Source organism: Kribbella soli, assembly GCF_004331345.1.
Taxonomy (GTDB): Bacteria; Actinomycetota; Actinomycetes; order Propionibacteriales; family Kribbellaceae; genus Kribbella; species Kribbella soli.
Genome location: NZ_SJJZ01000003.1, coordinates 1,447,880 through 1,470,498, shown reverse-complemented (window position 1 = coordinate 1,470,498; position 22,619 = coordinate 1,447,880). Strand labels below are relative to the sequence as shown.

Annotated in this window: 16 protein-coding genes; 8 read left to right on the top strand and 8 right to left on the bottom strand. The window is 68.5% G+C overall.

What is annotated here, in order from left to right; translation table 11 throughout:
- Positions 1-4 precede the first annotated feature (4 nt).
- From E0H45_RS29790 to E0H45_RS29775, 3 genes are all read left to right on the top strand, one after another.
- Positions 5-445, top strand: a complete 441-nt coding sequence (locus E0H45_RS29790; protein WP_131343358.1) for a nitroreductase family deazaflavin-dependent oxidoreductase — start codon at positions 5-7, stop codon at positions 443-445.
- Between the two features lie 174 nt (positions 446-619).
- Positions 620-1,342: a CDP-alcohol phosphatidyltransferase family protein gene (locus tag E0H45_RS29785; protein WP_131343356.1), complete on the top strand. Its 723-nt coding sequence runs from the start codon at positions 620-622 to the stop codon at positions 1,340-1,342.
- Positions 1,343-1,506: 164 nt separating this feature from the next.
- Entirely contained in the window at positions 1,507-2,343 is an 837-nt protein-coding gene (locus E0H45_RS29775) for a DMT family protein (RefSeq protein ID WP_202872561.1), read from the top strand.
- Here E0H45_RS29775 and E0H45_RS29770 read toward each other — a convergent pair.
- From E0H45_RS29770 to E0H45_RS29760, 3 genes are read right to left on the bottom strand one after another with little or no spacing between them, the layout of a single operon-like run.
- On the bottom strand, positions 2,340-3,491 hold the full coding sequence (locus E0H45_RS29770; protein WP_131343354.1) for an AAA family ATPase: 1,152 nt from the start codon (positions 3,489-3,491) through the stop codon (positions 2,340-2,342). The genes E0H45_RS29775 and E0H45_RS29770 overlap by 4 nt on opposite strands.
- Before the next feature lie 30 nt (positions 3,492-3,521).
- Entirely contained in the window at positions 3,522-4,694 is a 1,173-nt protein-coding gene (locus E0H45_RS29765) for an ROK family protein (protein ID WP_131343352.1), read from the bottom strand.
- A gap of 24 nt (positions 4,695-4,718) precedes the next feature.
- Complete coding sequence (locus tag E0H45_RS29760) at positions 4,719-8,141, bottom strand: alpha-N-acetylglucosaminidase TIM-barrel domain-containing protein (RefSeq protein WP_131343350.1); 3,423 nt, start codon at positions 8,139-8,141, stop codon at positions 4,719-4,721.
- 163 nt (positions 8,142-8,304) lie between these two features.
- Between E0H45_RS29760 and E0H45_RS29755 the strand changes: the two genes are divergently transcribed.
- Positions 8,305-9,237, top strand: a complete 933-nt coding sequence (locus E0H45_RS29755) for an NAD-dependent epimerase/dehydratase family protein (protein ID WP_131343349.1) — start codon at positions 8,305-8,307, stop codon at positions 9,235-9,237.
- The gene (locus tag E0H45_RS29750; RefSeq protein WP_131343348.1) at positions 9,237-10,211 is read left to right on the top strand and encodes an RNA polymerase sigma-70 factor; all 975 of its coding nucleotides are present in this window, start codon (positions 9,237-9,239) and stop codon (positions 10,209-10,211) included. Before E0H45_RS29755 ends, E0H45_RS29750 begins: the two co-directional genes overlap by 1 nt.
- On the opposite strand, the gene E0H45_RS29745 is transcribed toward E0H45_RS29750, so the two are convergent.
- From E0H45_RS29745 to E0H45_RS29725, 5 genes are all read right to left on the bottom strand, one after another.
- Positions 10,200-12,089: an ABC transporter ATP-binding protein gene (locus E0H45_RS29745; protein ID WP_131343347.1), complete on the bottom strand. Its 1,890-nt coding sequence runs from the start codon at positions 12,087-12,089 to the stop codon at positions 10,200-10,202. The genes E0H45_RS29750 and E0H45_RS29745 overlap by 12 nt on opposite strands.
- Complete coding sequence (locus E0H45_RS29740) at positions 12,086-13,750, bottom strand: ABC transporter ATP-binding protein (protein WP_238155412.1); 1,665 nt, start codon at positions 13,748-13,750, stop codon at positions 12,086-12,088. The genes E0H45_RS29745 and E0H45_RS29740 overlap by 4 nt, the downstream gene beginning before the upstream one ends.
- Before the next feature lie 320 nt (positions 13,751-14,070).
- Positions 14,071-15,291, bottom strand: coding sequence for an MFS transporter (locus tag E0H45_RS29735; protein WP_165546633.1), 1,221 nt, complete (start codon positions 15,289-15,291; stop codon positions 14,071-14,073).
- A gap of 396 nt (positions 15,292-15,687) precedes the next feature.
- Entirely contained in the window at positions 15,688-17,469 is a 1,782-nt protein-coding gene (locus E0H45_RS29730) for a vWA domain-containing protein (RefSeq protein WP_238155365.1), read from the bottom strand.
- Entirely contained in the window at positions 17,462-18,523 is a 1,062-nt protein-coding gene (locus tag E0H45_RS29725; RefSeq protein WP_131343342.1) for an ATP-binding protein, read from the bottom strand. Before E0H45_RS29725 ends, E0H45_RS29730 begins: the two co-directional genes overlap by 8 nt.
- 140 nt (positions 18,524-18,663) lie before the next feature.
- Between E0H45_RS29725 and E0H45_RS29720 the strand changes: the two genes are divergently transcribed.
- From E0H45_RS29720 to E0H45_RS29710, 3 genes are all read left to right on the top strand, one after another.
- The gene (locus E0H45_RS29720) at positions 18,664-20,529 is read left to right on the top strand and encodes a phage tail protein (RefSeq protein WP_131343340.1); all 1,866 of its coding nucleotides are present in this window, start codon (positions 18,664-18,666) and stop codon (positions 20,527-20,529) included.
- 345 nt (positions 20,530-20,874) lie between these two features.
- A complete protein-coding gene (locus E0H45_RS29715) occupies positions 20,875-21,939 on the top strand; it encodes a globin domain-containing protein (protein ID WP_337590422.1) in 1,065 nt (354 codons plus the stop codon).
- Positions 21,936-22,619 carry a DivIVA domain-containing protein gene (locus E0H45_RS29710; RefSeq protein WP_131343337.1) on the top strand — a complete coding sequence of 228 codons (684 nt, stop codon included), beginning with the start codon at positions 21,936-21,938 and terminating at the stop codon, positions 22,617-22,619. Before E0H45_RS29715 ends, E0H45_RS29710 begins: the two co-directional genes overlap by 4 nt.

Below are 22,619 nucleotides of genomic sequence, written 5' to 3'. Positions count from 1 at the left end.
TGACATGACATCGAACACTGACGACTACGCTCCGAGCCCCACCAGCTGGGTGCGGGACCAGGTCGAGAAGGTCACCGCGGCCGGGACCACCGAAGCGGTCGACATCAAGGGTATGAAGGTGGTGCTGCTGACCATGCGCGGCGCCAAGTCCGGCAAGATCCGGAAGGTCCCGCTGATGCGGGTCGAGCACGATGGTGTGTACGCCGCGGTCGCCTCGCTCGGCGGCGCTCCCAAGCACCCGGTCTGGTACTACAACCTGAAGGCCGACCCGAAGCTCACCCTGCAGGACGGCGAGACCACCAAGGAGTACGTGGCCCGCGAGATCGAGGGCGTGGAGTACGACGAGTGGTGGCCGCGAGCGGTCGCCGCCTACCCGCCGTACGCCGAGTACCAGACCAAGACCACCCGGAAGATCCCGCTCTTCCTGCTCGACCCGGTCGAGTAGTCCCAGCGCCCCGTGACTGACTAAGTCCTTGCAAAGATCTGGCGGGAGATGACGGTCGGTCACTGGGGCGGGACCAGGCTTGTGAGACGCTGGCGACGGCGGGGTCTACCTCGACCTGGCCCGACGCTCTGCGTCGCCTGAGTTCTGGGAGTTGTCCTGACCACACACGACGCGGTGCAGGAACCGTTCGTCGGGTCGACGCGGCTGCGTCTGGCCGGACTTGCACTGCATGCCTATACCGCGAGCGGAACGGTGCTCGCGTTGCTGATCGTGATCGCCGCCATCGACGGCGACGCCGTCCGGGCGCTCTGGCTCGGGCTCGCGGCCCTGGTGATCGACGGGACCGACGGGATGCTCGCACGCCGGCTGCGGGTGAAGGAAACCATCCCGTGGTTCGACGGCGCGATGCTGGACAACATCGTCGACTACCTGACGTATGCGTTCGCGCCGATCGTGCTGCTGTGGACCGGTGGCTACCTGCCGTCCGGGACCTGGGGCGCGGTCCTCGGCGCACTGCCGCTGCTTGCTTCCAGCTACCAGTTCTGCCGGGTCGACGCGAAGACCGAGGACCACTTCTTCCTCGGCTTCCCGAGCTACTGGAACGTGGTCGCGTTCTACGTCGTGGTGCTCGGCCTCAGCCCGGTCAGCACCGGCATCATCCTCGTGGTCTGCTCGGTGCTCGTCTTCATCCCGGTGAAGTACGTGTACCCGTCGCGCACGAAGGCGTTCCGCTCGCTGAACCTGTTGACGACCGCGATCTGGCTCGCGTCGTACGCCGTACTCCTCGCGCAGATGCCGAACCCGAACGCGATCGTGGTCGGGATCTCACTGGCCTACCTGGTCTACTACGGCGGCCTCAGCCTCTACCTCACCTGGCGTCGCAGGGTCGTTTCCTAGGCCATGCCTCCCAACCTCACGCCTACTGCGCGGCACTCGGCACGGCACCTCGCCGCACGTGAGCAAAGGCCACGATGCTCCGCATCGAGACCTTCGCTCCCGCACGCCGATGCACCGCACCGAGCACCTGCTCGCTACGACGTGAGGTTGGGAGGCATGGCCTAGTGGTTCTCGGTCTCGGCGCGGCGCTCAGCGCCGCGGTGCTGTTCGGCGTTGGCGCGATCCTGCAGGCCGTCGGTTCGCGGAAGGTGCCGACCGAGTCGGAGCTGAACCCGCGGCGGCTCGGTGGGTTCGTGGTCGCGCTGCTCAAGCAGCCCGCGTTCCTCGGTGCGCTGGCGCTGAACCTCGCCGGCTTCGGACTGCACTTCGTCGCGCTGCGGCTGCTGCCGTTGTACCTCGCGCAGGCCGGGATCGCGGTCAGTCTGGTCGTGACCGCGTTGCTCGCGACCCGGCTGATGTCGGACAAGCTGAGTGCGCTCGAGTGGTCCGCGGTGATCGGCGTCTGCGTGGGGCTCGGTCTGCTCGCGGTGGCGGCGGGCGATGCGGGCGACAGCGCGCAGCATCACGGGCTCACGATCGGCATCATCGTGGGGCTCGTCGTCATCGCCGTACTGGGTGCCGTCGCCAGTCGTTCGCAGCATGGTGTCTCCACGGCGCTGCTCGGCCTGCTCGCCGGTCTCGGGTACGCCGGGGTTGCGATCTCGGCGCGCTTGTTGCAGGACGGGTCGATGAGCGAACTCGTCCGGAGCCCGACGCTGTACACGCTGCCGATCAGCGGGGCGCTCGCGTTCATCCTCTACTCGCTGGCCCTCCAACGCGGTTCGGTGACGCTGGCCACCACGCCGATGATCGCGTTGCAGACCATCACGCCGGCCGCTGTCGGCGTCTTCGTCCTCGACGACGCCGTACGCGCCGGATGGTGGCCGGCCGCCATCGCCGGCTTCGTCCTGTCCGCGGCCGGGTCCGTGATCCTCGTCCGTTTCGAGAGCGTCAAGCCCTAACGCGTCGGCCACTTCCACGGCGGCTCGTCCAGTGGGCCTTGGCCGGTGATGGTCGTCGCGCCTTTCCCCTTGACGAGTTCGATCGTCTGGAGATCGGGGGAGAGGGCCTCCATCGACGCGATGAACGGGCGGGAGTGGGTGACGACGATGACCTGGGTCTCCTTCGCCGCGGTGACCACCAGGTTGGCCAGCGCCGGCAGGAGATCGGGGTGGAGGCTGGTCTCGGGCTCGTTGAGGACGAGCAGTTCGGGCGGTCTCGGGGTGAGCAGCGCGGCGACCCACAGCAGATATCTGAGGGTGCCGTCGGACAGCTCGGCGCCGGAGAGCGGACGCAGCAGTCCGTGCTGGTGAAAGGCGATCTCGAAACGGCCCGCGGTGTTGGTGATCTGGACGCGGCTCCCGGGGAACGCGAGCTCGATCGCCTCGTCCAATGCCCCTCGGGGACCCAGCTCCCGAACCGTCTGCAAGGCCGCTGCCACATCCGCGCCGTCCGCGGAGAGTACGGCGGTGCGCGTGCCGACCTGTACCCGGCGGGCGGGTGCTGTCGCGTCGGTGCGGAAGTGGTCGTAGAACCGCCACCCCCGCAGGCGTTCCCGCACCAGCAGCAGCTCGGGCGCGCGCTCCGGGTCCGCGAACTCGCTCAACATGCTGTCGAACGTCTGGAGCTGGTGCCCGCCGCGCTGCCATTCACCACTCGCCGTACGGATCCGCACCTCGTGGTTGGTGCGCTCGACCAGCAACGCCGCCGGCCGCAGGAACGGCCCCGCCCACAAGGCTTCGCGCTTGATCTCCGGATCCAGATCGAACTCCGATCCGTTCGGGATCGGCAGCCCGAGATCCATCAGATAGCCGTAGTCGTCCCCCGCGAACCCCATCCGCAACGTCACCGGCCCGGTCCGCCGGGTGCCTTGCGTGGGCCGATCCTTCCGGACGTGCTCCGGTCCCGCCCACAGCGTCGACTGCAGCCCGCCCTCTCGCGCCAGCGCCGCCACCGCACCGTTGCGCGAAGCATCAGCCAGCAACCGAAGCGCCCGGTAGAGACTCGACTTACCCGTCCCGTTCGCCCCTGTCACGACGTTCAGACCGCGTAACGGCATGACCACCCGCCGCAGCGACCGGTAGTTCTCCACCGCCAGCGTCGTCAACATGCCCTTCACGGTACCGGCGCCCTAGGACAGTCAGGCGCGGTCCGGCGAGCTGTGCCACAGGACGCCGAGTTCGTGCAGCATCGCCGCGGCTGCGGCGCCGTGCATCTTGCTCTGGTCGGCCATCGTCGAGAAGCGTGGCCGACGTACGTCGACCGCGGGCAGACGGCGCGCGAGCTCTTGCTCGATGGCGTCGAGGAGCCGTGCGCCCGCCCGGCGTACCGGGCCGTCGATCACCACGTCCGGGATGTCCAGGATCGCCGCTTGTACGCAGACCAGGGCACCGAGGCTACGACCGGCGTGGTCGACCCGTTCGGCGAGCGCTCGCAGCGCCGGGTCCTCGCCCGGAGACGAGACAGCGTCGAGATCCTCGACCGAGGCGTCGCCCAGGATCGCGGGCAGGTTCGCCACCGTTTCCAGGCAGCCCGTACGGCCGCATTTGCAGCGCCGGTCGCTCACGCCGACGTCGATGTGCCCGACCTCGCCGGCCCGCTGCCGCTCACCCAGGTGCACGCGCCCGTCGAGGATGATCGCGGACCCGATACCACCGGCGATGTGCAGCACGATGACGCTGCCACCGGCCTGACTCTGGTGCGACAGTTCGGACATCGCCACCGCGGTCGCGTCGTTGACCAGTACGACGTCGTACCCGAGGGCCTCCTGCAGCGGTCCGGCGAGGTCGACGTCGGTCCAGCGCAACTGGATCGACTCGACGATGCCCTGCTCCGGTGACAGCATCGCGGGAACAGCGACACCAGCGGCGAGTACGGCGCGCCCGTCGTCGGCTGCGAGTTGACGCAGGAAGCTGTCCAGGACGCGGATCACGTCGTCGACGCCGGGGTTCGGTGGCAGGTCCACCCGGCCGGTCGAGCCGATCACCCCGTCCAGTCCCACCACCCCTGCGACCACTTCGGTCGGCCGCAGGTCCGCCATCAGCAGGCACTGCCGGTCGGTGTCGACGCGGAGCGGCTTCGCGGGTTTGCCACGGCCGCTCGGCGTCCCGACCTCCTCGACCACCAGGTGCTGTGCCATCAGGGACTCGACGATCTCCGACACCACCGCGCGCGCCAGCCCGGTCGAACGCGAGATGTCCGCGCGGGACATGCTGCCGTCACCGATCAGCACCGTTTGCAGGACCAGTCGGGTGTTGCGCTCGCGGAGAACGCCGGGCGTCACCTTCTCGGTGATCCGTATCGCCTTCGTCATCCCTGCCTTCCGCTGAGCGCCGCATCAGCCCACGCCGTACACCGCCAGCTCCTGGAGGTGCAGCGTGTAGGCGTTGGCGGTGTTCCCGGAGCCGGTCACCCGGACGTACCGGTACTCGCCTGACACGTCGTACCGATCGCCCAGATCAGTCTGCGCCTTGTGGGTCACCTTTTCGGCCAGCCGGGTCCACGTCTGCCCGTCCACGCTTCCGTCGACACGATAGAGGTACGAGCGGCCGTCCGCGTAGTACGGCGTCACCCGGACGCTCGACAGCGCGTGAGCGGCGCCGAGGTCCACCTGCAGCGACGACGGCTGGCCGGCGCACTGCTGCGGAGCACAGAACCAGCCAGTGCTCAGGTTGCCGTCGAGCGCGTCAGCCGGCACGTGGCTCCCGTCCGTGCTGGTGGCGGTTGCCGGCTTCCCGTAGCTCAAGGAGATCGGTGGCGGTGCGGAGCACGTGGCCGTCGGAACGCCGAACGACACGGCGTCGAAGTAGCGGTTGGCGTCGTACTGGTGCACCTGCAACCGCAGTTGCCGTACGCCGGTGACATCCGCGTCGACCACGGCCGCCTTCGTGCCGGTGCCGGTGATGCCGCTGCGCAGTACGCCGGTCTCCGACAGCAGCCGGCCGTCGCCGAAGACGCGGACGACCGCATCGCCGTCGGCGGTGTGGTTCATCGCGTCGTCGATGCCGACCACCGTGGTGAACCGTCGGCAGTCGCCGCCGAGCTCGAACCGTACGTCGGCGTTCGAGTTGGTGCCGAGACCCTTGCTGTAGGCAACACCGTCGAGCAGGATCGGCTGGCCGTTACCCGACGGCGTCGCGGGCGTGACGGTGTCCCGTGCGACCGGGTACAGGCCGTCGTGGTTCCGCGAGGACGAGAACTCCAGATCGCTCAGCTGGTACCGGCCGTCCGCGGCCACCGGCAGTACGGCGGTCGCCTTCCGGAGCTCGGACTGGTCGGACCGCATCGTCACCTCCAGCGACACCTGGCTGGGCAGACCATCACCACCGCGGACAGTCCAGGAACGTGTGACCGTGCCACCTGGTCCGATCTCGCTCGGTGCGTCGCCCACTGGTTCGACTGCTGTCCCAGCAGGCGCTGAGATGTCGAACGCCAGCCCGGTCAGCGCGGCGAAGTAGTTCGTGTTCGTCACTGTCGCGGTGACGCGTGCAGACCCTGACGCGTCCACAGTCCCGGTCGGGCGCAGTGCCAGCGTCAGGTCGTAGTCGTCGTTGCGGAGCCGGTCCAGCAGCTTGGCGGCTTCCGCGTAGGTGTCGCCGGTCGGCTTGGTGCGGTAGGCGCTGCGATCGGACGACCACCGTTCCGCCACGTCGTACCAGTCGATCGCCGGTGCTGCAGTGCCTGTGCTGAGAGCGGTCTTCAGTCCGTCGAAGTACTGCTGCCAGCGTGGGGCGTAGTAGCCGTCCAGCAGGCCGGACCACTCGCGGTACGCGTAGTCCTGCAGGTCGGTGGTGCGCAGTCCCCACGAGGTGAGCTGCTTGCGCGCGTCGTACTCGAGTTGCGCGGACTCGGCGCTGTTCGCGCCCCAGCTCTTGGCCTTGGCGAGCCAGCTCCCGATCAGGTACTGCTCGTTGGTGCCGACCAGGTCGTCGACACCAGCGATGTAGCCGAGCCACGTGTCGGTCAGCTGCGAGAAGCGCTGGAGGTCGCCGGCCTGGTACGCCGATCGGATCTGTGGCAGCAACGTACGGGACCTGTCGGCGACGGACTGGCGAGCGACCTCCAGCAGGTCATTGCGGTACGCCGGGTTGTTGCGCAGCGACTCATCGACCGCGAGCAGAGCCGGCAGCGCACCCGCGAATGCCGCCGGATCGTAGGCGAAGGCAGCCTGCGCCCAGCTGTGCGGCCGCTGGACCGTCAGGCTCGGGATCGCCGCGAACAGGCCGCCGTGTCCCGAGGAACGGCCGCCGTTCGGGGGAATCGAGTAGGCGGTCCCGGCCAGGATTTGCCAGGCCTTCCGGGCCATCGGATCGGTTCCGCCGTATCGCGCGTCCGCGTAGTCGGCGAACCACTGGTCGAGGTCCACCGGGCCGTCGTGCCACGGCAGCTCGGCGAGGAACTCCATCGCGACGGCGTTGTTGTAGCTGGCCTCGGGCATGATCGCGATGCCGGACAGGGCCGACCCCGGCTTCGCCAGCGAAGCCCAGAACCGCTCGTTCCAGGCGCGGATCGGAGCACCCATGGTCGAGTTCCCGCCGAAGTTCCAGATCGAGCCGAACGCATACGGCGTACCTGACCAGTCGGTCTCGCGGTCAGGGCTCAAGGCCCGGTCGGACAGGCCGTCGACGACCAGCATCCGGCTCCGGTCGATGGCCGCGATCGTCTCCGGGCGCGGGTTGCTCTGCCAGCCGAGGATCGCCCAGATAGCGCCTGGATGTGCCTTGTCCAAGGCGTTCTGCACGGCCACGGACGCCTGGCCGACGGAGATGCTGCCGGGCCGGCCGCCCTCGTGCAGCAGATCCATCTTGAACATCGACGACTTGCCCAGCAGCCGCTCCTGCACCTGGTAGAAGCGCGCCGCGACCTGACTGAAGAGGGGATCGGTCGGCGCCAGCCAGTCCGGCCGGTCCAGTCCGACCCAGGTGCCCTGCGGAACCGTGGTGGCACCGGGGTTCTTCACCTCGAAGTCCCGCGGCACCGTTCCGAAGTAGCCCGGCAGAACGGGCGTGATCCCGAGAGATCGCATCCGGTCCGCGATCCGTCGGCCGAGGTCCGTGCGGGCCCGGATCACGTCGGCGCTGACGGGCGCGGTGAAGTTCGACATGTTCTGCAGCAGCCACCACGGCTGGTACCCGGGGCTCGGGATCCACGCGCGCAGCTCGTCCGCACGGTAGCCGAACGACTGCAGTGCCTCGTAGTAGACGGCCTCGGTGCCGATCGGCATGAAGATCTCGTTCACGCCGTGCAGCGCCTGGACGTCGATCAGCCGTTCCCAGTCCTCGAACGTCCGGTACGGCCCGGAGTACCCGTCCTCGGTGTCGTTCCCGGCGAACCGGTGCTTGACCGCCGACGACTTCTCGATCGGTTCCGGCGGCGCGGGCAGCACGCGGGGGAGGTCGAGTTGGTCGCCGGTCCAGGAGATGTCCGCCTTCACGACGTGTTTGAGGTACCAGTTGAACCCCATCAGCAGGGCCGACGTACTGCTGCCCTCGACCACCGGGCGCGCGCCGCGGCCCGTGATCCGGAACGTGTCGCGGCCCTCGGAGGCCCGGATCGTCGCCAGGGTGATCTGGCTCCCGTGCCGCGTGCCGACAAGGCGGCGGATCGCGTCCCTGGCCGGGCCCGTGTCGAACAGCGGGCGCTCGGCCGGACTCGGCTCCGGCGGGTCTGCCAGCGCGGGCGTCGCGCCGAGAAACAGCGCCGTACTCACCGCTGCGGCCGTCGCGGCGAGCCATCGCCGGACTCCGGTACGTCGGTTCATCAGCCTGACCTCCGATTTTGATCGCGGCCCAAACTAAATGGCCGGACGCAACCGGTCAACAGCTCACCGACGACTTCCGAAATATTCTTCCCAAACTCGTCATGTCACGGACGGCGGTGCTGTCTCGTCTCGGGAGCGAAACCGGATGAGGAGTGTGTTGAGGATGCGGGTGTTTGTTGCTGGTGGAAGCGGTGTGCTGGGTCGGCGGTTGGTGCCGCAGCTGGTGGCTCGTGGGCATCAGGTGACGGCCAGTACGACGAGTGCGGCGAAGCTGGAGCTGATCGCGGCAGCGGGTGCTGAGGGTGTGGTGATGGACGGGCTGGACGGAGCCGCTGTCGGCGAGGCTGTCGCGCTGGCGAGGCCGGACGTGATCGTGCATCAGATGACTGCGATCTCGATGACGCACGCGGGCAAGCCGGACATCAAGCATCCGGACCGCTGGTTCGCCCAGACGAACAGACTGCGCACCGAGGGCACTGACCACCTGCTGGCTGCGGCCGAGGCGGTAGGCGTCCCGCACTTCGTTGCGCAGGCCTACGCGAGCTGGAACGGCATTCGCGAGGGCGGTTGGGTCAAGACGGAGGAGGACCCGCTGGACCTCCTGGAGGGAACAGCGGCGTACGTCGGCCTCAAGGCGCTGAGCCGTATCGAGGACCTCGTGCTGAACATCGGTGGGGCTGTCATGCGGTACGGCGCCTTCTACGGGCCGGGGGCCATCGACGACCAGGTGGAGCTGGTGCGCAAACGCCAGTACCCGCTTGTGGGGCGCGGCACTGGCTACAGTTCCTGGGTGCACCTCGACGACGCTGCGAGCGCTACCGTCCTGGCTGTGGAGCAGAAGGCCACTGGTGTGTTCAACATCGTCGACGACGTCCCGGCGCCGGCCAGCGACTGGCTGCCGTACCTGGCAGAGTGCGCCGGCGCGAAGCCACCGCTGCGCGTGCCGGTGTGGCTGGCGCGGCGGCTGGCGGGAGACCAGGCCGTGGTGATGATGACCGAGGGACGCGGCTTCTCCAACGCCAAGGCGAAGCGGGAGCTCGGCTGGGAGCTGCAGTACCCGTCGTGGCGGCAGGGCTTCAAGGCAGAGCTGGCCTGATGCGCGCCCGCGTCGAGGAGTTCGAGGAGCTGCGACCGCTGCTGTTCTCGATCGCCTACCGGATCCTCGGCAGCGTCAGCGAGGCAGAGGACGCCGTACAAGACACATGGCTCCGGTACGCCGGGTCGCGGACGGAGCCGGTGTCGTCGAAGGCCTTTCTGTCCGCGGTCGTCACCCGCATCTCGGTCGACGTACTGCGGTCCGCTCGTCACCGGCGAGAGGAGTACGTCGGGCCGTGGTTCCCGGAGCCGTTGCTGTCCGACCCGTACGAGGACCCGGAGCGGGCGGCTGAGCTGGCTGACTCGGTGTCGATGGCCGCGCTGCTCCTGCTGGAGCGGCTGTCACCGCTGGAGCGGGCGGCGTTCGTGCTGCGGGAGGTGTTCGGCTTCGGGTTCGCGGAGGTGGCGTCGGCCGTGGGGCGCTCGGAAGCGGCGTGCCGTCAGTTGGTGGTCCGTGCCCGTCGGCACATGGACGCGGGGCGGCCGAGGTTCGCCGCTGACCAGCGGGAGCGGGAAGAGCTGGCGGTGCGGTTCTTCGAGGCGTTCAAAGAGGGTGCTGTCGGCAACTTGATGGAGTTCCTGGCCGCGGATGTGCAGCTTGTCGGCGACGCGGGCGGCAAGGCGCCGCAGTGGGGCCGAGGTGTCGTTGCCGGCGCCCGCAACGTGGCAGGCATGCTGGCTGCGCTGGCTGGGCCCTTCCTGCAGATCGGTGGCGTTGTGGAACCGCAGGTGGTGAACGGTCAGCCCGGCGCGATCTTCCGCGACGGCGACGGCCGAGTGGTCAACACGTGGGCGCTCGACATCGTCGACGGGCAGATCCAGGCCATCCGTGCGGTGGTGAACCCGGACAAGCTCCGGCACGTCGGACCGGTCGCCGACGCGTGGGCCGTCGTACAGGAGACGAATGCGGCCCTCCGGACAACAGACTGGGCGCGTGGGGAGAACCCCACGCGCCCAGGGCTGTCAGGCCAGTGAGTCTTCCCAGGCCTGGTGGAGTCCGGCGTAGTGGCCGTCGTCCATGGTGATGAGTCGGTCGGGCGCGCCGTCCTCGATGATCCGGCCGTGCTCAAGGACCAGGACGCGGTCGGCGGTCTCGACGGTGGACAACCGGTGCGCGATGACGATCGCCGTACGGTCGGCCAGGATAGTCCGCAGCGCCCGCTGGATGAGGCGTTCGCTGGGGATGTCCAGGCTGGACGTCGCCTCGTCCAGGATCAGTACGGCCGGGTTCGCCAGGAACGCCCGGGCGAACGCGACCAGCTGACGCTGACCCGCCGAGAGCCGGGAACCACGCTTCTCGACCGCGGTCTCGTACCCGTTGGGCAGCGCCGTGATGAAGTCGTGCGCGCCGATCACCTTCGCGGCCTCGACGACCTCCTCCATCGTCGCGCCCGGTTTGCCGAACCGGATGTTGTCGGCGACCGAGCCGGTGAACAGGAAGTTCTCCTGCGTCACCATCACGACCCGCTCGCGCAGGTCGTCCTCGGCCAGGTCCCGGAGGTCGACACCGTCGAGCAGCAGGTGCCCGCTCGTCGGGTCGTAGAACCGCGCCACCAGTTTGGCGATGGTGGTCTTGCCGGCACCCGTCGTACCGACCAGGGCCAGGGTCTGACCGGCCGGCACGTCCAGCTGTAGACCGGGCAGCACCGGTACGCCGTCGACGTACTCGAAGCGCACGTTCCGCAGCTCCAGATGACCGTGGGCCGGACCTGGCTTGGCCGGCTTGATCGGCTCCGGCACGTCCGGTGTCTCGTTCAGTACGCCGGACAGCTTCTCCAGCGCCGCCGAAGCGGACAGGAACGTGTTGTAGAACTGCGTGATGTCCTGCAGCGGCTCGAAGAACTGCCGCAGGTAGAGCAGGAACGCGGTCAGTACGCCGACCGTCACGTGCCCGTGGTACGCCTGGTAACCGCCGTACGCCAGGATCGCGACGATCGTGATGTTGCCGACGCCCTTGATCGCCGGCATGAAGACCGCGTTCAGCCGGAACGCCTCGAGGTTCGCCTTCCGGTACCGGTCGTTGACGCCGTGGAAGATCTCCTCGTTGCGCGGCTCCCGGCGGAACGCCTGCACCGCGCGGATCCCGGTCATCGACTCGACGAAGTGCACGATGACCAGGACGACGGCCTCCCGCGTCTGCCGGTAGACCGCCGCGGACCGCTTCCGGAACCACGCTGTCAGGATCAGCAGCGCCGGGAACGACAGCAGGGCGAGCAGACCGAGCTTCACGTCCAGCGTGAGCAGGATGATCGACGTGCCGACCAGCGTCAGCACCGCGGTGACCAGGCTGTCGAACCCGCTCGCCAGCATCTCGTCGATGACGCCGACGTCGGACGTCAGCCGGGAGATCACCCGGCCCGAGGTGAACTTGTCGTGGAACGCCGGGCTGAGCCGCTGGAAGTGGTCGAACACCCGCTTGCGCAGCCCGAGCAGGATGGTCTGACCGAGACGGCCCGAGCGCATCAGGAACAGCTGCCGCGCAAAGGCCTGGAGCAACGCCGACGCCAGGACGACGATGACGATCGTGACCAGCTCCTGGGAGCCCTCGCCCGCCAGGATCGGCGGGATGCCGTTGTCGATGCCCAGGTGGACCAGGTACGGCACGGCGAGCCGGGCCGCGTTCTCGACGATCACGATCGCGACCAGCAGCCAGATGAGCTTCTTGTACGGCCGGAGCAGCTCACCCAGCAGCTTCCGGGAGTCCTCCTTCAGCCGGATGCTGGTCGCACGAGAGATCTCCCGGTCGGGGTCCTCCTCGAACAGACCCCGCCACTTCTGCTCCTCCGGCTGCAGCTCGTCCTGGGCCTTCTCCGGTTCCGAGGCCTGAGGAGGTGTCTGCTGGGTCGTTGTCATGCGTGCACCTCCTCTTCCTCCGCTGCGAGCAGGTGCCGGTACGCCGGGACCGTTGTCAGCAGCTCGTGATGGGTTCCTACGTGGGTGACCGTGCCGTTCTGCAGCAGGGCCACCTGGTCGGCCAGCATCACGGTCGACGCGCGGTGCGCGACCACGATGCCGGTGGTCTCGGAGAGCACGTTCTGCAGTGCTTCCTCGACCAGCGCCTCGGTGTGTACGTCGAGAGCGGACAGGGTGTCGTCCAGCACCAGTACTGCGGGCTTGGCGAGCACTGCACGAGCCAGTGCGAGCCGCTGCCGCTGACCACCCGACAGCGACATGCCCTGCTCACCGACGCGTGTGTCCAGACCCCAGGGGAGGTCGTTGGCGAACTGCGCCTGAGCGATGTCCAGCGCCTGCTGGACATCTGCCTCGGTGGCGTCCGGACGGCCGAGGGTCAGGTTCTCCCGGACGCTCATGGAGAACAGGGTGGGGTCGTCGAACGCGGACGCGACAGCCGTCCGCAGCGACACCAGGGACAGGTCCCGGATGTCGTGCCCGTCGATGGTGATCCGTCCGGCAGTCACGTCGTACAGCCGGGGGACCAGAGCGGTCAGAGTGGTCTTGCCGGACCCCGTGGCGCCGACCAGTGCGAGCGTCGTACCGGGGGTCAGGTCCAGGTTGATGTCGTGCAGCACCTCGGTGGAGTCGTCCGAGAACCGGAACCCGACGTGCTCGAAGCGCAGGTGACCACGCGGGTGCGTGAGCTCCTCCGGGCCCTCCTTGATCACCGAGTAGGTGTCCAGGATCTCGCTGATCCGGTCTGCCGCGGTCATCGACTCCTGCGCCATCGCCAGGATCGCGCCGAGCGAGGTGACCGGCCAGACGAGGGACAGCATCAGCGTGATGAACGCGACCAGGGTGCCGAGCGTGATCGCCTCCCGGCCGACGGCGAGCGCGCCGAGCAGCAGGACGATCACCAGGGTCAGGTTCGGGATGACGCCGAGGAAGCTCCAGAACCGCGACGAGAGCCGCACCTTCTCGACCTCGGTGTCGTACAACGTGGTCGCCTCGTCGTCGAACTGGCCCTGGACGTGCGGCCGCCGGCCGAACGCCTTGATCACCCGGAAGCCGAGCGCCGACTCCTCGATCCGGGTGGCCAGGTCGCCCTGCTGGTCCTGGACCTTGCGGGAGATCCGCAGGTACTTCTTCTCGAACTTCAGCGACACCATGACGATCGGCACGGCGGCCACCAGGACCACGAGGCCGAGCGGCCAGTACAGCTGGAGCAGCAGGATCGTGACCACGACCAGCTGCAGGATGTTCATCACCAGGAACAGCAGGCCGAAGCCCATGAACCGGCGGATGGTGGACAGGTCGGTGGTGACGCGGGAGAGCAGCTGACCGCTCTGCCAGCGGGTGTGGAACTCCATCGGCAGTGACTGCAGACGGACGTACAGGTCGTGCCGGAGCGTGGCCTCGAGGTCACTGACGGTCCGGGACTGCGCCCAGCGGCGCATCCAGACCAGGATGACCTCGGAGATGCTGAGCCCGAGGGCCAGTAGTGCGAGTGGGACCAGCATGCTCAGCTCGCGGCGGGTGACCGGACCGTCGATGATGGCTCGGGTGACCAGCGGTACGGCGAGACTGACGCCGACGCCCAGCATGGCGGTGGAAAACATCACCGCGAGGCGCCAACGGTGTGGCTTCAGGTAAGGACGGAGCCGCCACAGGTTGCGGCTGCGTTCTGGGGCACGGGTGGTAGGGGCTGCAATCGACGGCGCTTGGACAGTGTGCTCTGAGGGCATCTGGACGGGCGCACTTCCCATCTACTTCGAGTCAAAGGGGTTTTGCGACCTGAAAACGGCGCACTTTCCAGTATCGCTCAGTAGGTAAGCGCTTGTCGCGCGAATTCCATTCCCTGCCGATGAATTACCACTTGTTGCAATAGGCCGTCGTGGCCCCAGGCGGAAGGGGGTCCCGGACCTATCGCGATTCGCTATCACTGGCGGGCCATCGATCGCGCCGCTTCCGGCAGATCGCGGAGTCCGCGGAGCGGGGACGCGGCGGCGATCACGAGCCCGGCGAGCATGCCGGCGGTCGCGATCAGCAGGGTGGGACGGATCTGCAGGGCGGTGGCCAGGACGCCGGAGGCCGCTGCGCCGACCGTCTGGCCGCCGATGACCAGGGTGCGCCAGGACGCGGTTACCTGCCCCACGAGGTGCGGCGGCGCGAGCGCCTGGCGCAGGGTGCGTTGCGGCACGGCGAACAGGGACATTCCGAGTCCGGCGAGTACCTGTCCGAGGAGGATCACTGGTGTCACGCCGGTGAACAGGGCGACGCCGTTGAGTGATGCGAGGACCACACCGGACAGGTAGGAGCGGCCGAGACCGACCAGGCGGCACCAGGCGGGGGCGATGAAGGTACCGGCCACCGCAGCAGCTCCGAACGCGGTCATGGACAGACCGACGAACGCAGGTGACTTGTGCAGCTCACGGATCAGGAAGAGAACCACCAGCGGGCCCGACATCGATCCGGCCATGGCAGCGATACCTGCCGAGATCACGAGCGGCCTGAGCATCCGGTCGCCGAAGAGCACCCGCAGACCCGCCGACAGCCGCACCTCGGACCGCTCGGGTGCGGGTGCACGGCTGGGCTCGCGGAGCAGGTACGCCGCGATCGTGGACACGACGTACGACGCGGCGTCGACGACGATCGCGAACGGTGCCGTGAGCACCTGTACGAGGAATCCGGCCGCGGACGGTCCGAGCGTGGAGGCGAGGTTGAGATTGAGCAGCGCCGCGCTGTTCGCCCGCATCAGGTCCTCACGTGGCACCAGCCACGGGATCATCGTCTGCGACGCGGTGTCGGACAGCAGGGTCAGCACTCCGGTCAGTACGGCGACGGCGTACAGCTGCTCGATGTGCAGCCACCCCATCGCTGCGGTCGCAGGCACCGAGCCGAGTAGGAGGAGCCGTCCGACGTCGGTCCAGATCAGCACGCGACGCAGCGACCACCTGTCGACCCAGACGCCGGCCAGCAGCCCGAACACCAGATGCGGTGCGATCGACAACGCGGACAACGCACCCATCTCCACGGCCGAGGCCTGCAGGGTCACCACAGCCACCAGCGGCAGCGCGACAGTGGTGACCGCACTGCCCGACGCGGACACCAGTTGTCCGATCCACAGCTTCCGGAACTCGCCCCTCACGACCCAGGCCATGCCTGTGAACCTGTCACTCCGCAGAGTCACCCGACTACGCCTGTTCGCCCGGAGCAGACACGGTTCACTCCAGGCGAAACAGTGCGAGAAGTGCGGTCGCCAGCTCAGGACCTCTGGCCGGATCGGGAGGACCTTTGGACCAAGGCAGCGTCGATCACGGAGGGTTACGGTGAGCGGAGATCCCCGGGGGACCTCGGGGACACGGGGGAGACCGATCATGTCGCAGCACTAAGGGCGTGCTGGTGCTGGGCCGGAGCGCCGTGCTTGTGAGCCCCAAACTGGTTCGGGGAGTCCTGTCTACCCGGATCGGGAGGTAGGACTCCCCGATCCGCGCGCAGACGCTCCCCAAACCAGTTTGGGGAGGAGCGCCGCCTGTTCGCCGTCAGCCGGGCCTGTTCACTCCACGCGAAACACGGGACCTCTTGCGGTGAAGGGGAGGGATGCGCTGCGGGGGATCAGCCAGGCGTGTTCTCGGCGGACGCGGACGACGTCGCACTGGCCGTCGGTGATGAGGAGGATCGGGCCGTGGGGCGGGAAGTCGTCCGCACGCTCCAGCAGATCCACACCGGGTTGCAGAACGGTCCCGCCGCGACCGTGGACCTTCACGCGGCCGGCGATGTCGTCCACCGGCACGTAGCCGGCGTCGTACGCCGCGGCGTCGCAGTACACCACTCGCGCGGCCGGTACGTCGCGGGCGCATGAGTACGACGCGATCGCTCCGAGCGCCTTGCCGAGCAGCTCGCGGTCCATCGAGCCCGAGGTGTCCAGGACGACGCCGTACGTCGGGAGCCGTTCCAGTTCGACCGGGCGGATCCAGCCGGGGCGTGGGATGTCCGGCGTACCGGATTGGCGTCGGGAGGCCCGTGCGTACGTGCGGGTCTTCTCGACCGCGGGGACGTGCTCCTCGAACCAGCGGGCGAGCTGTGCGTCCCAGGCGAGTGGCGGGTGGTCCAGCGCGCGGATCTCCTCGACCAGTCCGGCGGGCAGCGTGCCGCGTGCTGGGTCGTGGTACGCCAGTCCGGTGCTCAGGGCGCGTCGGTAGATGTCGTCCAGACCGGCAGCCCGTGCAGCCTCACCGGAGTGCGGGAGCGGGTGGCCGAGTACGTCACCCAGGCCGACGCCGCGGAGCGTCGCCAGCTTGCGGTAGCGGCGCAGGTCCGTGGTGATGCGGTCGTAGACCTCCTCGGCGGACATACCCTTCAGCGCCAGGTCGTGGAGCGCACCGTCGGGCATGGTGCCGACACCCATCTCCAGGAGCCAGCCGTTGATGACCAGGTCGGCGGCGACGTTCCACAGGTACGGGTCGCGGCCGCCGACACGCTCGCCGTGCCGCAGCGCGGCGTGCAGCATCTCGTGGGCCATGACGAACCGCCACTCGCTCAGCGTCAGGCTGGTCAGCGGGTTCACGTAGATCTCGCCGGCGGACGCGTTGACCGCCGCGACCCGGATGTCCCAGCCGCGGGCGAGCTCAGCCTCCGCGACGATCGTCATGCTCGCAGCGATCGCACCGAGCAGCGGGTACGACGAAACGAACCAGCCGAGTGCCAGGTCCCACTTGTCCCGGCCGCCGCCTGCGGTCAGTGACGAGCGTGCGCCACCAGCAACCTCGACAGCCGCAGCAGCCGCGGCGGACAGACCTGCGGCGAACAGCTCACCCCAGTTCGGCGGCTTGCCCCAGCCGTTCCAGCGGGCGGTCTGCACATCAGGCGCATGACCGGCCACTCCCAGACGCTCGTACTCGGCCGGTACGTCGGTGCGCCGCCACAGCCGCGCCAGCGCGTCCTCCTCCAGTGCGGGGAAGTCCGGCGGCAGCTCAACGACCGGCGTACCGAGTTTGAGCGACTGGAGGTAGCGGTTGACCGCCACGTCGTTCGCGGCGCCGGCGGCCTGGTCAGGTGCTGGCAGGTCGCGTTCGGCGTGGCCGAGGCCCAGGTGGATCAGTAGGTGCGCGAAGACCCACGACCACTGCTCTGGTGTGGCCCGGCGCGTCCGGTGCGTGCGGATCTGACCGTTCGAGTCGATCGTCGCCCAGCCGTCCGCCGGGCAGCTGTCGTCCCTGAGCGGGCTGTGCGTCCAGTCCGCCATCGGCGCGAACAGCGGGTGCCGCGCGATGATGCCCCAACCGGACTGGATCGCCTCCCACGCCGGGTCCCGCTGTGCCTTCTTCCGCTTAGGCACGTGCCGCCACCAGCCGCGGCAGGTCGCGGCTGACTTCGACCAGGAACCACGTCGGCAGCACCGGGCGGCCGTCGTCGTCGGCAGCGATCACCACCTGCGCCACCTCCAGTGAGATCTCCGCCAGTTCGACCAGCAGCGCCTTACCGCGGTGCGCGAGCTGACGAGCGGCAGGGCTCGCCGACGCCTTGTCCGCGGACAGCTCCTTGATCAGCCGGGCACGGAACGTCTCGGCCAGGAAGTACAGCAGGTCCCGGTCCTCCGGGGCGGACGGCCAGCCGGTCTCACCCTTCAGTACGGCGTCCAGCCCGAACGCGTGCCGGACCGTCTTCACGTACGCGCGGAACGCCGACGCGTGCGCGGCGGACAAGGTGCCGAAGGCAAGGACCCGGAGCGTCTCGTCGGACACGTCGTCGCCGTACGAGTGCAGGGCGTCCGACAGCATGTGCCAGCTGCGCGGTGTCGAGAACGGCTCCTCGGTCTTCGGCGGCGCGGTCCACAGGTGGTCGGGGCGGTTGCGCAGGTAGTCGAGGACCCACGGGTGGATGCCCGCCGTACCCGCCCACTGCAGCCAGTCGGTCGCGGACGCGCGCAGGTGGATGTGCACGAGGCGGTTCACCAGGGCGCTCGCCATCGGCCGGGCCAGGGCGTTGTCGGTGGCCCGGTTGCCGGCACCGATCACCACGGACCCCTCGGGCAGCTCGTACTCACCGATGCGGCGGTCCAGGATCAGAGAGTAGAACGCCTTCTGCACCTCGGCCGAGGACGCGTTCAGTTCGTCGAGGAACAGGCAGTACGGCTCGTCGCGGGCGATCGCCACGGGTGGTGCGAACCGGCTGCGGCCGTCGACGATCTGCGGTACGCCGATGAGGTCCTCCGGCGCGAGCTGCGTGCCCAGGAGCGTGACGCATTCCAGACCGAGCGATTCCGCGAACGCCCGTACGAGGCTGCTCTTCCCGATCCCCGGTGCGCCCCAGAGGAAGACCGGGCGTACGACTGCCACGTGCAGCAGTACTTCGGGCAGTTCGGCTGCCGATACCGTGATTCCTGCCTGCATCAGTCCCTTTCGTTGCTGGTCAGCCTTTCAGGATCCTCTCGAGGTCACGGTGTGTCACCCTGTTTTCCGGGGCGCTTCCGTTACTGGTGGTTACTGGCTAGGGTGCGGCGCGAGGTCATCGGAGTACTGGGGGGTCTCTCGTGCTGGGGTTTCGGGTCAAGGCGGCCATGGTGTGTGCCGTCGTACTGCTGCCGTTGACGGCGTCACAGGTGATGGCAGCCGATCCACCGCAGCACCTGGGCGAGGGCGTCCTCGTTCCCGGGCGTACGGCGACGGACGTCGGTATGTCGGGCGCCCGCGTGGTCGTTTCGAACCCTGTCTACGAGACGAGTAACAACGGGACCACGTGGACAGCCTCTGGTGGCTCGAACGTCGGCAAGCCGCTGCAGGTGGAGGGGCCGGCCCTGCTGACGTTCGACGGGACCACTGCGAAGGTCGGCGGGCTCACGTTCCCCGCTGCGGACGAGGTGGTGCTCGGAAAGGGTGGCAAGCTCGTCTCGCACCGTGCACCGGCTGCTGCGACCGCTGAGGTGTACGACGTCGCGAGCAAGGCCAAGCTGGCCGACGTCGCGCAGCCGTTCGCCATGTCCGGCGACACGGTGTGGAAGGTGACCGAGCCGGGTCACCTGGACGGTAAGAACCTGACCACTGGTGTCGTGAAGACCGTGCTGGTCGCCAGCGCGTGCACCGTCGGCCCGGACGATGTCAACGGCCGATGGGCGGTGCTGAGCGGTTGTAACCAGGTAGTAGACGTCAACGGGCCGCAGCCGCCGCGGAACCTGACTGTGGCCGCGGACGCCCAGCTGGGCAACGGATTCACCGTGCAGACCTCCGGCTCCGACCTGCTGGTCACTGACCTCAACGACCCGGCCCTGGGACAGCGCCGCTACGGGCCGATCCGCACCACTGCCCCCAGCTTCCGGGCAGACGGCTCCGGTCTGGCGAAGATCGTGTACGCCGACGCGACCAGCAAGCCCCGCGTGATCACCCTGTCCTGGCTGACCGCCGACCCGCAGCAGCACCCGGACAGCGTCGCGCCCGTACTGACCAGTGCCTCCGCAGGCGATCGCATCCGCGACAACACGAGCCTGTCCTTCGAGTGGGCGTACGAGGACCCGCAGGACCCGAACTCACCTGCGACCGGAGTGGACAGCTACGACCTGCGAATCCAGCAGCGCCCCAACCGCACCTCGCCGTACGGCGCTTGGAACCAGGTGCCCGCGTGGCAGGGGCTCAAGACCACTGGGGCGAGTCTGAGTGCACCGATCGGCACTGACACGTGCTGGCAGGTGCGTGCGCGCGACTACGCCGGCAACGTGAGTGCCTGGAGCACGTCGTACTGCAGTGAAGTGGACGGTACGGCGCCTTCGCTGGTCACATGGCGCATCGGCGACCGCGTGCAGCTGAGCGGGTCCGCGACAGTGCGCTGGGCCTACAAGGACGACACCGACATCACGTCGTACGACGTGGTCTACAAGGTGGCCGCACCGGGTGCCGCGCTCGGCAAGTGGATCTACCCCGCTGTCTGGCAGAACACGCGCATCACGGGGGTCACCTGGTCGCCGAGACTCGGCTGGGACGAGTGCTTCATGGTGCGCGCCCGCGACTACCTGGGGAACGTGTCCGCCTGGTCCGCACCGATCTGCTCGGTAGCACCCGAGGACGACCGCGCTCTGACCTCGGCCGGTACCGTCACGCGCTCCACCAGCACTTTGGCCTTCCAAGGCACCACGACCATCCTCAAGGCCAACGGCGCCTACCTGACCAAGGCCACCGAGGCCGGCCTGCGCATCGCCCTGGTAGCGATTCACGGCCCGGGCCAAGGCCGCGTGGACATCTACCACGCGAACATCAAGATCGGTACGGTCTCTCTGGCCGCGGCGACCACCAGCCGCACGGTCACCTACCTCCCTGCAACCCCTTTCCGTACAGGGATTCTCAAGATCGTCTCCACCTCCACGGCCCCGGCCGGTGTCGACGGCATCGCCTTTCTCCGGGCGCCGTAGGGATTTCGGCACGTCTCAGTCCGGTTCGCGGTTTCAAGCCGTTCGGCGCGGGTAGGTTGCGGGCTGGAGACACCACGAAGGCCATTAAGACTCGGGGGCTGGACTGGGAGGGAACCCTTGTCGACGCAGTGTCTGTCGGCCGATTCGGCCGGCGACCGGCAGTACCTGATGCCCGTTTGCGGGCCGCACGTTTCAGTCGAGGAGCTGCCTTCTCGAGCCGGATAGCGAACCCCTATGGATGCCAACGCCCTCCAGCGCAGCTGGGACCGGGTGACAGAGCACGGAGAACAGGTACCGCTGTACTTCTACTCGCACTTGTTCGTGTCCTATCCCGAGGTGCGGCCTATGTTTCCGCTCTTCATGTCGAACCAACGGGACAAGTTCGTCGGCGCCCTCGGCCGGATCGTCAGCCATGCCGATCAGATCGAGAACGACACGGCGTTCCTGCAGCACCTCGGCCGCGACCATCGCAAGTACGCCGTCGTCGCGGACCACTACAACGCGGTCGGCGCCTCGTTGTGCGCGACCCTGAAGCACTTCCTCGGACCCGAGTGGGACGAGGAGCTCGCCGGGCACTGGACTGCGGCCTACCAGGTGATTGCCCGGATGATGGTCGAGGCGGCGGAGACCTCCTCGGAGTCCACCCCTGACTGGTGGGACGCCGACGTGGTCTCGGTCGAGCGGCGGACCATGGACCTCACGTTGCTGACGGTCCGGCCGCGGCGCGCGTTCCAGTTCCTTCCGGGCCAGTCCGTCTCGATGGAGATCCCGCAACGGCCCCGGTTGTGGCGGTACTTCAGTCCGGCGAACGCCCCGCGGAGGGACGGTTCGATCGACCTGCACGTGCAGCAGATCGACGGCGGGCAGGTGAGCCCGGCCGTGGTGCGGACTCTGAAGGTCGGCGACGTCGTGAAGCTGGGTGCGCCGGTCGGCGAGCGGTTGACCCGGCGTGAGGCCGACGTACGGGACCTGCTGATGGTCGCCGGCGGAACCGGTCTCGCCCCGTTGCTCGCGGTCCTCGAACAGATCGACAACGAGTGGGAACGGTCGCGCACCGCCCCGCGGGTCCACCTGCTCCACGGAGTGCGGATGCCCTGGCACCTCTACGACCGTCCCCGGCTACGAGAACTGGCTCAGACACGGCCGTGGTTCGACTACACGGAAGTCGTGTCGGACGACGCGTCCTATCCCGGCACGCGCGGGAAGGTCGGCATGGTCGCGTCCCGGCAGGACGTGTACGGGCGGACGGCGATGGTGTGCGGCGGGCCGCAGATGGTCGCGCACACGCTGGAGCGGCTGGCCGGCGCCGGCATGGACCCCGAGCACATCAAGTACGAGCACTTCTACTACGCGCCTGTGGATGAGCACACGGGCACGCCAGCGCTCACCAGGTCAGGAGACATCAAGTGACGAACGGAAAGCACCGCCACGGCTCTCCGCACTACCAGACCCCGGATGCGATCCGGGGTGAAACGTTCCGGCGGAGACTCCGGGGCCTCGATTCGGACCAGGTGTACGGGTACATCGACCTGCTCGCCGACCAGGTGCAGGCGACCGCGAGAGAGGTCAGCGAGTGCCGCGCCGAGAACGAACGGCTCCAGGGGGAGCTGCGGCGAGCCCGGGCGGAGGTACGGCGTGTGCAGAGTGAGCTGGACGAGTACGAGCAGGTCGGCGAGCGCGTGAACGACCAGATCGTCCAGCTGTTCAGCCAAGCGCAGTTGGTGGCCGAGGAGATGGTCGAGGACGTCAGCCGCGACACCCGCGAGCGCATCGGTCAGGCGCGCGCGCACGAGCGCCGGATCGTCGAGGAGGCCATGGACACGGCCGGCCAGCAGGTCCGCTCGTACGCCCAGAACGCGCAGTCGCGGATGCAGTCGATCGTCGACTCGTTCTCGAATGAGGTCGAGCGGCTCGGGAGCTCGGGGCAGGCCGGCGAGCAGGCGACCCGCCAGAAGGATGCCTGGTTCGACGACCTGAGCGACTGGCAGGTCCGCCTGCAGAACGGGCACGCGAACGGAAACGGGCACGCGAACGGGAACGGGCACGGGGGAGTGAACGGTAGCGGCCCGAGGTCTCCAGGCTCGGACTGA

Bases quoted from the DNA above. Each gene is read 5' to 3' on its own strand.
- E0H45_RS29750 (WP_131343348.1), top strand. From the start codon at position 9,237: ATGCGCGCCCGCGTCGAGGAGTTCGAGGAGCTGCGACCGCTGCTGTTC.
- E0H45_RS29755 (WP_131343349.1), top strand. From the start codon at position 8,305: ATGCGGGTGTTTGTTGCTGGTGGAAGCGGTGTGCTGGGTCGGCGGTTG.
- E0H45_RS29715 (WP_337590422.1), top strand. From the start codon at position 20,875: ATGTTTCCGCTCTTCATGTCGAACCAACGGGACAAGTTCGTCGGCGCC.
- E0H45_RS29770 (WP_131343354.1), bottom strand. From the start codon at position 3,491: ATGTTGACGACGCTGGCGGTGGAGAACTACCGGTCGCTGCGGCGGGTG.
- E0H45_RS29765 (WP_131343352.1), bottom strand. From the start codon at position 4,694: ATGACGAAGGCGATACGGATCACCGAGAAGGTGACGCCCGGCGTTCTC.
- E0H45_RS29725 (WP_131343342.1), bottom strand. From the start codon at position 18,523: ATGCAGGCAGGAATCACGGTATCGGCAGCCGAACTGCCCGAAGTACTG.
- E0H45_RS29740 (WP_238155412.1), bottom strand. From the start codon at position 13,750: ATGTTTTCCACCGCCATGCTGGGCGTCGGCGTCAGTCTCGCCGTACCG.
- E0H45_RS29760 (WP_131343350.1), bottom strand. From the start codon at position 8,141: ATGAACCGACGTACCGGAGTCCGGCGATGGCTCGCCGCGACGGCCGCA.
- E0H45_RS29735 (WP_165546633.1), bottom strand. From the start codon at position 15,291: ATGGCCTGGGTCGTGAGGGGCGAGTTCCGGAAGCTGTGGATCGGACAA.
- E0H45_RS29790 (WP_131343358.1), top strand. From the start codon at position 5: ATGACATCGAACACTGACGACTACGCTCCGAGCCCCACCAGCTGGGTG.
- E0H45_RS29745 (WP_131343347.1), bottom strand. From the start codon at position 12,089: ATGACAACGACCCAGCAGACACCTCCTCAGGCCTCGGAACCGGAGAAG.